This is a genomic window from Streptomyces globisporus, assembly GCF_003501885.1.
Classification (GTDB): Bacteria; Actinomycetota; Actinomycetes; order Streptomycetales; family Streptomycetaceae; genus Streptomyces; species Streptomyces globisporus_D.
On record NZ_QWFA01000191.1, the window covers coordinates 1 to 12,837 of the forward strand.

Sequence of the window (12,837 nt, forward strand, 5' to 3'; positions counted from 1 at the left end):
CCCGGACCCCGACCCCGAGGGCGTCGGCCCCTGGAACATGCCCCTGACGGTCTGCCCGACGCCGGACGCCCCAGCCCGTCCGGCGTTCGAGGACGGAACCCTCGGCGGGGAGAGCCCGCAGCTCACAGGGCCCTCGGGCGAAGGAGCCCCGCAGGTGCACGGACCCCACGACCACGGTTTTGTCCTCGAACGCCGGACGGGCTGGGTGGGCCAGGTGGGCCGGGCGGGTCGGCAGAACCAGGCGGGCCGGGTACGCAGGCTCGGCACGCCCCTTGGCATCCTCGCCGCCGTCACCGGCGCCTTCGCCTACGTCGGCACCGTCGACCCCAACGAGCCCGGCCACTACCCCGTCTGCCCCCTGCTCAAGCTGACCGGCGTCTTCTGCCCCGGCTGCGGCGGACTCCGCAGCGCCCATGCCTTCATCACCGGTGACCTCGGCGCGGCGCTCGAAGCCAACGCGATCGCCACCGCCGGCTACTTCCTCTTCGCCGCCGTCTGGGTCCTCTGGCTGGTCCGGGCCTGGCGCGGAAAGCCCCTGCGGATCGCCCTGGCACCCGCCTGGTGGTGGGGCGTGGGCGCCGTCCTGCTGGTCTTCACCGTCGTCCGGAATCTGCCGTTCGGCTCGGCGCTGGCCCCCTGAATTGCCCAGGTAGTGGGACGCGGCGTGGCCGGATGCGAGCCCTGGGCGCTCCTGCGGATACCATCGGTACGGCTGATCCTGTTCCCTATTCACCGTTCCGGAAGGGGGCCGCTCGCGTGAGTGTGCTCGACGAGATCATCGACGGCGTTCGCGCCGACCTCGCGGAGCGACAGGCGCGCGTCAGCCTCGACGAGCTGAAGGAGCGCTCCGCCCGCGCCCCCCAGGCCAAGGACGGAGTCGCCGCCCTGCGCGGCGAGGGTGTCACCGTCATCTGCGAGGTCAAGCGCTCGTCGCCCTCCAAGGGGGCCCTGGCCGCCATCGCCGACCCTGCCGCGCTCGCCGCGGACTACGAGGCCGGCGGCGCGTCCGTCATCTCGGTCCTCACCGAGGAGCGCCGCTTCGGCGGCTCGCTCGCCGACCTGGAGGCCGTCCGCGCCAAGGTCGACACGCCGATCCTGCGCAAGGACTTCATCGTCACCTCGTACCAGCTGTGGGAGGCCCGCGCCTACGGCGCCGACCTCGCCCTGCTGATCGTCGCCGCCCTCGACCAGGAGGCCCTGGTCTCCCTCATCGAGCGCGCCGAGTCGATCGGGCTCACCCCGCTCGTCGAGGCGCACGACGAGGAGGAGGCGGAGCGCGCCGTGGACGCCGGAGCCAAGATCATCGGTGTCAACGCGCGCAACCTGAAGGACCTCAAGGTCGACCGCTCCACCTTCGAGCGGGTCGCCCCCGAGATCCCCGACCACATCGTCAAGGTCGCCGAGTCCGGTGTCCGCGGCCCGCACGACCTGATCGCGTACGCCAACGCCGGCGCCGACGCCGTCCTGGTCGGCGAGTCCCTGGTCACCGGCCGCGACCCGCGCGCCGCCGTCGCCGACCTCGTCGCCGCGGGCGCTCACCCGGCCCTGCGCCACGGCCGCGGCTGAGCGGGGACGAAGCGACCATGACCGGACGTCCCGCGCCCCGCACCCGACCGGGCCTCGCCCCGGCCGGGGGCCCGGCGCGGGACCCGCACGCCCCGCTGGCGCGCGGCTGCCGCCCGCGCGGTTGCCGCGCCCCCGCCCGGCGCGTGCACGGACGGCGTGTGCGGTACGTGATCGGGGACGAGCCCGGCCAGGTCAACGGCATGCGATGGCGCCCGGGGTCCGCGCAGTAGCGAGCCCCGGCCGACGTACCGCAGTACCCCAGCACGTTCGTACGTACGACCGCACCACCGTGACCGCACGCCGGTTCCGGTGGCGCTCGCCGCTCCGCGCATACGGTGAACCCACCCGTTGCCATGCCAAGGAGCACGTCGCATGACGTCCGAGTTCTTCATTCCGGACCCCGAGGGTCTGATCCCCAGCGCCGAGGGCTATTTCGGCGCGTACGGCGGCAAGTTCATCCCGGAGGCGCTCGTCGCCGCCGTGGACGAGGTCGCCGTCGAGTACGACAAGGCCAAGGCCGACCCGGCGTTCGCCGCCGAGCTCAACGAGCTGATGGTGAACTACACCGGCCGCCCCAGCGCGCTGACCGGGGTCCCGCGCTTCGCCGAGCACGCGGGCGGGGCGCGGATCTTCCTCAAGCGCGAGGACCTGAACCACACCGGCTCGCACAAGATCAACAACGTGCTGGGCCAGGCGCTCCTCACCAAGCGCATGGGCAAGACCCGCGTCATCGCCGAGACCGGAGCCGGCCAGCACGGCGTCGCCACCGCCACCGCCTGCGCCCTCTTCGGCCTCGACTGCACCATCTACATGGGCGAGATCGACACCGAGCGCCAGGCGCTCAACGTGGCCCGGATGCGGATGCTCGGCGCCGAGGTCGTCGCCGTGAAGTCCGGCAGCCGCACCCTGAAGGACGCCATCAACGAGGCGTTCCGCGACTGGGTCGCCAACGTGGACCGCACGCACTACCTCTTCGGTACGGTCGCGGGTCCGCACCCCTTCCCCGCGATGGTCCGCGACTTCCACCGCGTGATCGGCGTCGAGGCCCGCCGCCAGCTCCTGGAGCGCACCGGCCGCCTCCCCGACGCGGCGGTCGCCTGTGTCGGCGGCGGCTCCAACGCCATCGGCCTCTTCCACGCCTTCATCCCGGACGCCGGCGTCCGCCTGGTGGGCTGCGAGCCCGCCGGGCACGGCGTGGAGACCGGCGAGCACGCGGCGACCCTGACCGCGGGGGAGCCCGGCATCCTGCACGGCTCCCGCTCCTACGTCCTCCAGGACGACGAGGGCCAGATCACCGAGCCGTACTCCATCTCGGCGGGGCTCGACTACCCGGGCATCGGCCCCGAGCACTCCTACCTCAAGGACGTCGGGCGCGGCGAGTACCGCGCGGTCACCGACGACGCGGCCATGCAGGCGCTGCGCCTGCTGTCCCGCACCGAGGGGATCATCCCGGCCATCGAGAGCGCCCACGCGCTCGCCGGGGCCCTGGACCTCGGCAAGGAGCTGGGCAAGGACGGGCTGATCCTCGTCAACCTGTCCGGCCGCGGTGACAAGGACATGGACACCGCCGCCCGCTACTTCGGGCTCTACGACACCGACGCCGTCGTCGAGGCGGACGCCGACAGCGACCGCGCCGAGATCGAGGGGGACGCCAAGTGAGCGGCAACATCGAGCTGTTGAACACCACTCTGGCCGCCGCGAAGGCCGCGGACCGGGCGGCGCTCATCGCCTACCTCCCGGCGGGCTTCCCGACCGTCGACGGCGGCATCGAAGCGGTCAAGGCCGTCGTCGCGGGCGGCGCGGACGTCGTCGAGGTCGGTCTCCCGCACAGCGACCCGGTCCTCGACGGGCCGGTCATCCAGACGGCCGACGACATCGCCCTGCGCGGCGGCGTCCGGATCGCCGACGTGATGCGCACGGTCCGCGAGGCGTACGAGGCCACCGGCGTCCCGATCCTCGTCATGACGTACTGGAACCCCATCGACCGCTACGGCGTCGAGCGCTTCACCGCCGAGCTGGCCGAGGCGGGCGGCGCCGGGTGCATCCTGCCCGACCTGCCGGTCCAGGAGTCCGCGCTGTGGCGCGAGCACGCCGACAAGCACGGCCTGGCCACCGTGTTCGTCGTCGCCCCCAGCAGCCAGGACGCCCGCCTCGCCACCATCACGGCGGCCGGGAGCGGCTTCGTCTACGCCGCGTCCCTGATGGGCGTCACCGGCACCCGCGCCTCCGTCGGCGCCCAGGCCCAGGACCTGGTGGGACGCACCCGCGCCACCACCGACCTGCCGGTCTGCGTCGGCCTCGGCGTCTCCAACGCGGCGCAGGCCGCCGAGGTCGCCGGATTCGCCGACGGCGTGATCGTCGGCTCGGCCTTCGTCAAGGCCATGCTGGACGCCCCCGACGAGGCCGCCGGCCTCGCCGCCGTCCGCTCCCTGGCGGGCGAACTCGCCGAAGGTGTTCGAAAGCGCTGAGCCCGTGAATCACCCGAATGGGTGGATTGTGGACCGGGGAGGCGCGCAGGTGCCTCCCCGGTTCGTTCCCCGGGTGTGAGCGACAAGATCCCTGAGGGAAACAGAAGCGCGCGCGAGCGCCTGGCCCAGCAGCGCGAGCGGGACAAGGGGCGCGAGAAGCGGCGCCGGACGCTGATCGTCGCCTCGGCGGTGGTCGGGGTGCTCGGCCTGGCCGCCGTGGTCGGCCTGATCGCGGCCAACGCGGGCAAGGACGGCGGCGGCGACTCCGCCTCCGGCCCCGCCGTCGCCCCGTCGGGCGCGATCGGCGAGGCCGCCCTGACCCTGCCGGTCGGCGCGGCCGACGCTCCGTCCACCCTCACGATCTGGGAGGACTTCCGCTGCCCGGTCTGCGCCCAGTTCGAGACGGCCTTCCGGGACACGATCACCGAGCTGGCCGACGACGGCCGGATCCGGGTGGAGTATCACCTGGCCACCATCATCGACGGCAATCTCGGCGGCTCCGGATCGCTGCGCGCCGCCAACGCCGCCGCCTGCGCCCAGGACGTCGGCAAGTTCGCCCCGTACCACGACGTCCTCTTCAGCAACCAGCCTCCCGAGCCGGACGACGCCTTCGCCAAGAACAGCCGGCTGATCGAGCTGGCCGGGGAGGTCGAGGGGCTCGACACGCCGGGCTTCCGCAGCTGTGTGGAGGACGGCGATCACGACAGCTGGGTGAAGAAGTCCGACACGGCGTTCCGCGAGGGCGGCTTCCAGGGCACGCCGACGGTGCTGCTCAACGGGGAGTCCGTCTTCCCGGCCAAGGGCGACGAGCAGATCTCCCCGGAGAACCTGAAGAAGTGGGTCGCCGAGGCCAACAAGGGCAAGAAGCCGGGCAGCGCCTCCCCGGCCGAAGGGTCCACGGATCCGTCCGCCCCGGCCGACGGATCCGCCGCCCCGTCCGGCCCGGCCGAAGGTGCCTCCACGCCGGCCGCCCCGTCGTCGACCGCCGGTTCCTGACCGGGCCCGGCCCGCCCGTGACGCGGTCCCCGTTACCCAGACGTTGCCGGGTGGCTTGCCGTACCCGCCGCCCGGCAAGGTAGCGTCGACCTCGCCATGAACCTTGCCTCCATTCCCAGTCCGTCGACCGGCGTGATCGAGCTCGGCCCGATCCCGCTCCGCGGCTACGCGTTCTGCATCATCATCGGTGTCTTCGTCGCCGTCTGGTTCGGCAACAAGCGCTGGATCGCCCGGGGCGGCAAAGCCGGCACCGTGGCCGACATCGCCGTCTGGGCGGTGCCCTTCGGCCTCGTCGGCGGGCGGCTCTACCACGTGATCACCGACTACCAGCTGTACTTCAGCGAGGGTGAGAACTGGGTCGACGCCTTCAAGATCTGGGAGGGCGGCCTCGGCATCTGGGGCGCGGTGGCCTTCGGCGCGGTCGGCGCGTGGATCGGCTGCCGCCGCCGGGGCATCCCGCTGCCCGCCTGGGCCGACGCGATGGCCCCGAGCCTGGCGATCGCGCAGGCCATCGGCCGCTGGGGCAACTGGTTCAACCAGGAGCTGTACGGCAAGCCCACCGACCTCCCCTGGGCGGTGGAGATCAGCGAGGGCGCGAACCGGGTCGCCGGAACCTACCACCCGACCTTCCTGTACGAGTCGCTGTGGTGCATCGGTGTGGCGCTGCTGGTCATCTGGGCCGACCGCCGCTTCACGCTCGGCCACGGACGGGCGTTCGCGCTGTACGTCGCCGCCTACTGCGCCGGCCGCGGCTGGATCGAGTACATGCGCGTCGACGAGGCCCACCACATCCTGGGCCTCCGCCTGAACGTGTGGACCGCGATCATCGTCTTCGTCCTCGCCGTCGTCTACATCGTCCTCTCCGCGAAGCTGCGTCCGGGCCGCGAGGAGATCGTCGAGCCCGACCGGGACACCACCCCCGGGAAGGACTCCGACAAGGACGGCTCCGCGAAGGCGGACGCTGCCGAGAAGGACGCCGAGGACGCCGACGCCAAGAAGGACCCGATCGGCAAGGACGAGCCGGGCAAGGGCCTCACCGCCGGGAGCACCGAAGCGGCGGCCGAGAAGGGCTGACCCCCGCGCCCTCCCCGGGCGCACTCCGCACCACCTCCCGCTCGCCGGGCGGGCCCACGGTCTCAGGCCCGCCCGGCGAGCGCGATCGTGCGGCGGGCGGACGCCACCACCGCCGCGTCCACGAACCGCCCGTCCGGCAGCGCCAGCCCCCCCGCCTCCACCGCCGAGGCCGCGACGATCTGCTCGGCCGCCTCGATCTCCTCGGCCGTCGGCCGGAACGCCCGCTCGATCACCTCCAGCTGGCGCGGATGGATCGCCGCCCGCCCCAGCAGCCCGAGCGCCCGCCCCCGCGCGCACGAGGCCCGCAGCCCGTCCAGGTCCCGGACGTCCGGGAACACCGACTGGGCCGGCGGCGGGAGGGCCGCTGCCCGCGCCGCCACCACGACCCGACTGCGCGGCCAGTCCAGCCCGGCATCCTCCCGTACGCCCAGATCGGCCCGGAGATCCGCCTCGCCCAGGCCGATCCCCCGTACCGCGTGATGCGCCGAGGCGATCGAGTACGCGTGCTCGATCGCGAGCGCCGACTCCAGCAGCGGATACAGCGCTACGCCCGGGGCCACGGCCGCCACATGGTGCACCGAGACCGCATGGGTGATCTTCGGCAGCCGGAACGCGGCCAGACCCGGCAGCCCCGACAGCGCCCGGATGTCGTCCTCGCCGTGCACCCGGACATGGACCGGTACGGCGTCGGGGGCGGCGGTCACCTGGTCGCCGAGGAGTTCGGCGGTGGCGGAGCGCGCGTACTCCTTACGGTCCGGGGCGACGGCGTCCTCCAGATCGACGATCACCACGTCCGCCCCGGAGCCCAGCGCCTTGGCCACCACCTCCGGCCGGTCCCCGGGGACGTACAGCCAGGTCAGCGGTGGCCGGCCCAGGTCGTCCTGCGGGTCCTCCGGCAGCGGAGGGAAGGGCGTGTCGCAGCCGGTCACAGCGCTCCCTGGTCCCGCAGCGCCGCGATCCGCGTCTCCGAGAGGCCGAGCCCGGCCAGGATCTCCTCGGTGTCCGCACCGTGCGGGCGGCCCGCCCACCGGATCCCGCCCGGGGTCTCCGAGAGCCGGAAGAGGACGTTCTGCATCCGCAGCGGCCCCAGCTCCGGGTCGTCGACCTCGGCGATCGTGCCCAGCGCCCGGTACTGCGGGTCCTCCATCACCTCCCGCACGTCATGGATCGGCGCGACGGCCGCCTCCGCCTTCTCGAAGCCGTTCAGCACCTCCTCGCGGCTGTGCCGGGAGATCCAGTGGCCGACCGCCCCGTCCAGTTCCTCGGTGTGCTCGGCCCGGGTGGTGCCCGCGCCGAACCAGGGCTCGTCGATCAGGTCCGGGCGGCCCACCAGCCGCATCACCCGCTCCGCCACGGACTGGGCGGAGGTGGAGACCGCGACCCAGTGGCCGTCGGCCGTGCGGTAGGTGTTGCGCGGGGCGTTGTTGCGCGAGCGGTTGCCGGTGCGCGGCTGGACGTAGCCGAGCTGGTCGTACCAGAGCGGCTGCGGGCCCAGCACGGTCAGGATCGGCTCGATGATCGCCAGGTCCACCACCTGCCCCTCGCCGGTCTTCTCGCGCCCGGCGAGCGCCGCCATCACCGCGTACGCCGTCGCCAGCGCCGCGATGGAGTCGGCGAGCCCGAACGGCGGCAGCGTCGGCGGCCCGTCCGGCTCTCCGGTGATCGCGGCGAACCCGCTCATCGCCTCGGCCAGCGTCCCGAAGCCGGGGCGGTGGGCGTACGGCCCCGATTGGCCGAAGCCGGTGACCCGGGCCAGCACGAGCCGCGGGTTGACGGCGTGCAGCTCCTCGGGGCCGAGCCCCCAGCGCTCCAGCGTCCCGGGCCGGAAGTTCTCGACGACGACGTCGGTCTCGGCGGCCAGTTGCAGGAGCACGTCCCGGCCGCCGGGTGCGGACAGGTCCAGCGTCAGGGTGCGCTTGTTGCGGCCGAGCAGCTTCCACCACAGGCCGACCCCGTCCTTGGCGGGCCCGTGCCCGCGCGAGGGGTCCGGCTTACGGGGGTGCTCGACCTTGATCACATCGGCGCCGAAGTCCCCGAGCATGGTGGCGGCGAGGGGGCCGGCGAAGAGGGTGGCCAGGTCGATGACCTTCAGCCCGGTCAGGGGTCCCGCTGTCGTGCTCATACGGCGTCGGCCTCGATCTCGCTGCGGTAGGGCATGGATGGGGAAGCGCCGGGTTTCTGGACGCAGAGCGCGGCGGCCGCGGACGCGAAGGCCACGGCCGCGGCCACCGGGCGCCCCTCGCCGAGCGCCACGGCCAGCGCCCCGACGAAGGTGTCCCCGGCCCCGGTGGTGTCGACGGCGGTCACCGAAGGGGCCTCGAAGAGCACCGGCTCCCCGCCCCGGGCGGCGTACAGGCAGCCCTTCGCGCCGAGCGTGACGATGACCTCGGGCACCCGGCGCAGCAGGACCTGGGCGGCGGCGTGTGGTTCGTCCTGCCCGGACAGCTCGGCTGCCTCGTGCTCGTTGGGGACCAGCAGGTCGATGTGGTCGAGGAGTTCGTCGGGCAGGGGCTGTACGGGAGCCGGGGTGAGGATGGTCCGCACGCCCTGCGCCCGAGCCGCGCGGGCGCCCTCGACGACGGCGGACAGGGGGAGTTCGAGCTGCATCAGCAGCAGCTCGGACGCGGCGATCGCGGCGATCTCCCCGGGGCCGAGCGCGGTGACGACGCCGTTCGCGCCCGGGACCACGACGATCGCGTTGGAGCCGGTGTCGTCGACGACGATGTGCGCGGTGCCGCTGGGGCCCTCGGCGGTGTGCAGGAGGTCGGTGTCCACCCCGGCGTGTTCGAGGCCCTCGCGCAGCTGGGTCCCGTACGCGTCGTCGCCGACCGCGCCGATCATCATCACCTCGCCGCCCGCGCGGGCGGCGGCGACGGCCTGGTTGGCGCCCTTGCCGCCGGGGATCGTCCGGAACTCCCGTCCGGTGACGGTCTCGCCGCGTCCGGGGGCGCGGGCGGTATGGGCGACGAGGTCCATGTTGGTGCTGCCGAGCACCGCGATGCGGGTCATGGGCGCAGAGCCTCCTGGTGGGTCAGTGCGGCGAGGGCGTCGAAGCCGGCCCGGTCGAAGCCGGGTACGGAGGTGGTGAGCCGGTTCTTCAGGGGAGCCGTCCAGTGGTGGGGCAGGGCGTCCGGGGTGCCCGCGAGGAGTCCGGCGAGGGAGCCCGCGGTGGCCCCGTTGGAGTCGGTGTCCCACCCGCCGGAGACCGCGTTGCCGATCGACCGGGTGAAGTCGCCGTCGGCGTGGGTGAGGGCGGCGGCGAGCAGCGCGGCGTTGGGCAGCACGTGCACCCAGTGGTGGGTGTCGGAGTGGACGGCGTGCAGCCGGTCCACGACGGCGTCGAACTCCCCTTCCGTGCGCGCTGTTTCGATGCCGAGCCGGACCGCGCGGGCGTACCGGGAATGCGGCGGCACCACCCGCAGCCCGGCGGCCAGGCAGCCGTGCACATCGCTCTCGCCCCCGGCCGCGACGGCGAGCGCGGCGGCGGTGAACATCGCGCCGTACACCCCGTTGCCGGTGTGGGTGAGGACCGCGTCCCGGTGCGCCTGGGCGGCGGCCCCGGCCGGGTCGCCGGGGTGGGTCCAGCCGTGCACGTCGGCCCGGATCTGCGCGCCGATCCACTCCCGGAACGGGTTGCGGCGGCGGGCCGTCTCCGGGGGTTCGACGCCCGCCAGGAGGTTGCCGTACGCGATGCGCTCGGCGGTGAAGGTACGTCCGGCCGGAAGCTCGTCCAGCCAGAGCCGGGCCAGGTCGGCGGTGGTGAAGGAGCGCCCGTGGCGCTGGAGCAACAGCAGAGTCAGCAGTGGGTAGTTGAGGTCGTCGTCCTCCGGCATGCCGTCGATGTTCTCGGCCAGCGACGTGGGAGCGGAGCGACGGTTCCAGGGGTGGGCGGCGAGCAGTTCGGCGGGCACGCCGCGCGCGGTGAACCAGGTGGTGAGGGGCCAGTTGCCGGTGGCCCGGGCGAGCGCGCGGATGCCGGTCAGCGGCAGCTTCTCCACCGGCTTGCCGAGCAGACAGCCCGCCGCCCGGCCGAGCCAGGCGGCATGCAGCCGGGCGTGGGTGACGACGGGCGTCCGGCCGGCGACGGGCGTACGGTCTCCGACGGCGAGCGCGGGCTCGGGCGCCCCCGGCCAGTGCGGGCAGGCGGCTCGGATGTCCACCAGGTCGGTCGGCTCGTCGGCGGCCAACGGCGAATCCAGCGCGGCGAGTTCATCCAGCAGCTCACCGGCCAGCGCCCGCAGCCGGGCCGGTGCGGGCGGCTCGGAGGCGCCCGCGCGGTCCGGGGCGGGGGAGCCCCCGGCCGCGTACCACCGCTCCTCGATCTCCCTGGCGTCCCGGCCGTCCTGCGCGGCCTGCCGCAGCTCGTGTCCGACCAGATCCTCGGGCTGCACCCAGGTGAGGCGGACGCGCGGATCCTGGGGCGGGGCGGCGCTCACCGCTCACCGGCCAGGGCGGTGAACGCCTCCTCGTGGGCCGCGCGCCGCTCCAGGTCGCGGGCGAAGACCTCCCGGGCCACCTGCGCCAGCGCCCGGGCCGGGGTGTGCAGATCCAGGCGGCTCGCCTCCGCGACCGTCTCCGCCCAGTCGGCCGGGATCTCGCCGCCCAGCGCGCCCACGATCGCCCCGCTCATCGTGGCGATGGAGTCGCAGTCACGGCCGTAGTTCACCGAGCCCAGCACCGTACGCCGGTAGTCGCCGCCCCCGACCAGCAACATCCCCAGGGCGACGGGCAGTTCCTCGATGGCGTGCAGCCGCGAGGGACGGCGGGCGCCGAGCGTGGGGGAGCGGTAGTCGGGGCCCACCGTGTCGAAGGGCTCCACCGCCGCCCGCAGCGGGGCGAGCGCGGACTCGAAGTCGTCGTGGCGCGCGGCCACTTCGCAGGCCGCCTCGATCGCGGAGCGGGTGCCGTCCTTCGCCGGCGCGAGGGCGGCGTCGACCACCGTGTCGGGGGTCGCGTCCGGGTGGCAGGCGGCGGCCACGGCGGCCGCGAAGACCCCGGCGGCCTCCCGCCCGTACGACGACTGGTGCGGGGCCGCGACCTCCAGCGCCTCGGCGTACGCGGCCTCCGGGTGGCCGGCGTTGACCAGGCCGACCGGGGCCATGTACATCGCCGCCCCGCAGTTGACGATGTTGCCCGCCCCGGCCTCGCGCGGGTCCACGTGCCCGTAGTGCAGCCGGGCCACGAGCCACTTCTCCGCCAGGAAGATCCGCTGGAGGGGGAGCGCCTCGGCCTCCAGCTCCGGGATCCAGCGGGGGGAGAGCAGGTCCGGGACGAGATGGTCGGCGACGGCGTACGCGTCGAGGTGGTCGCGGACCTTCTCGTAGACCCGGATCAGGGCGTGGGTCATCAAGGTGTCGTCGGTGACGTGCCCGTCGCCCTTGTGGTACGGCGCGATGGGGCGGGCGGTGCGCCAGTCCTCGCCGTACCAGGGGCCGACGATCCCGGTCACCCGGCCGCCGTGGCGCTCGGCGATCTGCTCGGGGGTCCAGCCCTCGACCGGGCCGCCGAGCGCGTCGCCGACGGCCGCGCCGACGAGGGCCCGGGCGAAGCGGTCATCGAGCCCTGGAGTGGAGGGGGAGGTCTGCGGGGTCGAGGCGGCCGGAGCTGTGGCCGTTGTGGGCGTCATGCCGGAATTGTCCACCCGGGAGGGCTGGTTCCGTGGCTGCCAGCAGCCCGGCGAGTTCGATCAGGTCCGTGCCCGCGAGCCGGGGCAGCGCGCAGCCCGCGAGCGTCCGGCAGGCCTCGCGCCAGCCCGCCGGTACGGCGGTCTCGCCCCGGGCGGCGGTGGTGAGGGCGAGCGCGACGGGGACGGTCTCGGCCGCCGCGATCCCGTAGCTGTAGACGTGGTCCACGATCTGGTGCTCCAACACCGGGACCAGGGCGAACGCCCCGGCCGGCTCGTCCGCGAACTCCCGGGCCAGGCGGACCGCGTGCACGGCGTTGCGGGCGATCTCGGTGCCGTCGGGGAGCCGGTCGAGGGCGGCGTTCACCACGGTGTCGACGTCCGCCCCGGCCAGCGCCACGGCGATCGCGGCGGCCACGGCCCGGGCGCCGTGCACCCCGTCGCCGTCCTGGGTGTACCGGGCGTCGAACTCCGCGAGGGCCGCGGCCTCCGCCGGATCGCCCGGGTGGACCACGGCGAGGACGGCCGCCCGGACGCAGGCGGCGTCGTCGAAGTAGTGCGGGTTGTCGTGCCCGGTGGCGGGCGGCCGCAGCCCGGCGGCGAGGTTGCCGAGCCCGGCCCGCACCGAGATCCGGGCCCGCAGCGGAAGGACGGCCGCCTCGACCTCGGGGGCCCGGGCGCTGGCGGCGGCGACGGTGGCGGCGAGCGCGTTCCAGGCCCGGTCGACGGCGTCCCGCATCCGGCGGCCGGGCGCGAGGCCGTCCGCCTCGTCGGCGGCCGCCGCCAGCACCGTACGGGCGGCGAACGCGGCCCACTCGGCGTCGTCGGACGGCCCGAGCCGCAGCGGCTCGGGCGGCTGGTTGAGGGCGATGGGCACGGGGAGCGTGGTGGTGGCGTTCTGCTCGGCGAAGGTGTCCAGCTCCCGGGTGAGCCGCCGGGTCCACTCGGGCATCCGGGCCGCGCGATGCCGGGCCGCCGGCCACCCGGCGGCGTCCCCGGACGCGAGGCCCAGGAGCAGGCCCTCGATCCGGGCGCGGCGGGAGGGGGCGGGGGAGGTACGGGACGATTGCCTACCCGGCCGGGGGACCCCCGGGCTTCCGGGGGGCCCGG

General features: G+C 74.5%; 13 protein-coding genes. 7 read left to right on the forward strand and 6 right to left on the reverse strand.

Annotated elements, in window-relative coordinates; all coding sequences use genetic code 11:
- The first annotated feature begins 154 nt into the window (after window positions 1-154).
- From D3105_RS27545 to lgt, 7 genes are all read left to right on the forward strand, one after another.
- Window positions 155-640 (forward strand): DUF2752 domain-containing protein, encoded by a 486-nt coding sequence (locus D3105_RS27545; RefSeq protein WP_118905701.1) that lies wholly within the window; start codon window positions 155-157, stop codon window positions 638-640.
- Between the two features lie 116 nt (window positions 641-756).
- Complete coding sequence (gene trpC / locus D3105_RS27550; protein WP_118905691.1) at window positions 757-1,566, forward strand: indole-3-glycerol phosphate synthase TrpC; 810 nt, start codon at window positions 757-759, stop codon at window positions 1,564-1,566.
- A 17-nt stretch (window positions 1,567-1,583) separates the two neighbouring features.
- Window positions 1,584-1,796 (forward strand): tryptophan biosynthesis modulator TrpM, encoded by a 213-nt coding sequence (trpM, locus tag D3105_RS35900; RefSeq protein ID WP_118905692.1) that lies wholly within the window; start codon window positions 1,584-1,586, stop codon window positions 1,794-1,796.
- A gap of 142 nt (window positions 1,797-1,938) precedes the next feature.
- On the forward strand, window positions 1,939-3,225 hold the full coding sequence (trpB, locus tag D3105_RS27560; protein ID WP_118905693.1) for a tryptophan synthase subunit beta: 1,287 nt from the start codon (window positions 1,939-1,941) through the stop codon (window positions 3,223-3,225).
- On the forward strand, window positions 3,222-4,034 hold the full coding sequence (gene trpA / locus D3105_RS27565) for a tryptophan synthase subunit alpha (protein ID WP_010064522.1): 813 nt from the start codon (window positions 3,222-3,224) through the stop codon (window positions 4,032-4,034). The genes trpB and trpA overlap by 4 nt, the downstream gene beginning before the upstream one ends.
- A gap of 75 nt (window positions 4,035-4,109) precedes the next feature.
- Window positions 4,110-5,030: a DsbA family protein gene (locus D3105_RS27570; RefSeq protein WP_118905694.1), complete on the forward strand. Its 921-nt coding sequence runs from the start codon at window positions 4,110-4,112 to the stop codon at window positions 5,028-5,030.
- Window positions 5,031-5,126: 96 nt separating this feature from the next.
- Window positions 5,127-6,104, forward strand: coding sequence for a prolipoprotein diacylglyceryl transferase (gene lgt / locus D3105_RS27575; RefSeq protein ID WP_118905695.1), 978 nt, complete (start codon window positions 5,127-5,129; stop codon window positions 6,102-6,104).
- A 62-nt stretch (window positions 6,105-6,166) separates the two neighbouring features.
- Here the strand turns inward: lgt and D3105_RS27580 are convergent, their stop codons facing one another.
- Genes D3105_RS27580 through D3105_RS27605 form a run of 6 tightly spaced genes read right to left on the reverse strand, consistent with a single transcriptional unit; the run spans window position 6,167 to window position 12,754 of the window.
- Entirely contained in the window at window positions 6,167-7,033 is an 867-nt protein-coding gene (locus D3105_RS27580; protein ID WP_206272920.1) for an HpcH/HpaI aldolase/citrate lyase family protein, read from the reverse strand.
- Complete coding sequence (locus tag D3105_RS27585) at window positions 7,030-8,226, reverse strand: CaiB/BaiF CoA transferase family protein (RefSeq protein WP_118905696.1); 1,197 nt, start codon at window positions 8,224-8,226, stop codon at window positions 7,030-7,032. The genes D3105_RS27580 and D3105_RS27585 overlap by 4 nt, the downstream gene beginning before the upstream one ends.
- Window positions 8,223-9,113, reverse strand: a complete 891-nt coding sequence (rbsK, locus tag D3105_RS27590; protein WP_118905697.1) for a ribokinase — start codon at window positions 9,111-9,113, stop codon at window positions 8,223-8,225. The genes D3105_RS27585 and rbsK overlap by 4 nt, the downstream gene beginning before the upstream one ends.
- Window positions 9,110-10,540: an ADP-ribosylglycohydrolase family protein gene (locus D3105_RS27595; RefSeq protein WP_118905698.1), complete on the reverse strand. Its 1,431-nt coding sequence runs from the start codon at window positions 10,538-10,540 to the stop codon at window positions 9,110-9,112. Before D3105_RS27595 ends, rbsK begins: the two co-directional genes overlap by 4 nt.
- The gene (locus D3105_RS27600; protein WP_118905699.1) at window positions 10,537-11,730 is read right to left on the reverse strand and encodes an ADP-ribosylglycohydrolase family protein; all 1,194 of its coding nucleotides are present in this window, start codon (window positions 11,728-11,730) and stop codon (window positions 10,537-10,539) included. The genes D3105_RS27595 and D3105_RS27600 overlap by 4 nt, the downstream gene beginning before the upstream one ends.
- Window positions 11,657-12,754 carry an ADP-ribosylglycohydrolase family protein gene (locus tag D3105_RS27605; protein ID WP_118905700.1) on the reverse strand — a complete coding sequence of 366 codons (1,098 nt, stop codon included), beginning with the start codon at window positions 12,752-12,754 and terminating at the stop codon, window positions 11,657-11,659. Before D3105_RS27605 ends, D3105_RS27600 begins: the two co-directional genes overlap by 74 nt.
- Between the last annotated feature and the right edge of the window lie 83 nt (window positions 12,755-12,837).

Coding starts and splice junctions, on each gene's coding strand:
- trpM (WP_118905692.1), top strand. CDS start 1,584: ATGACCGGACGTCCCGCGCCCCGCACCCGACCGGGCCTCGCCCCGGCC.
- trpB (WP_118905693.1), top strand. CDS start 1,939: ATGACGTCCGAGTTCTTCATTCCGGACCCCGAGGGTCTGATCCCCAGC.
- lgt (WP_118905695.1), top strand. CDS start 5,127: ATGAACCTTGCCTCCATTCCCAGTCCGTCGACCGGCGTGATCGAGCTC.
- D3105_RS27585 (WP_118905696.1), bottom strand. CDS start 8,226: ATGAGCACGACAGCGGGACCCCTGACCGGGCTGAAGGTCATCGACCTG.
- rbsK (WP_118905697.1), bottom strand. CDS start 9,113: ATGACCCGCATCGCGGTGCTCGGCAGCACCAACATGGACCTCGTCGCC.
- D3105_RS27600 (WP_118905699.1), bottom strand. CDS start 11,730: ATGACGCCCACAACGGCCACAGCTCCGGCCGCCTCGACCCCGCAGACC.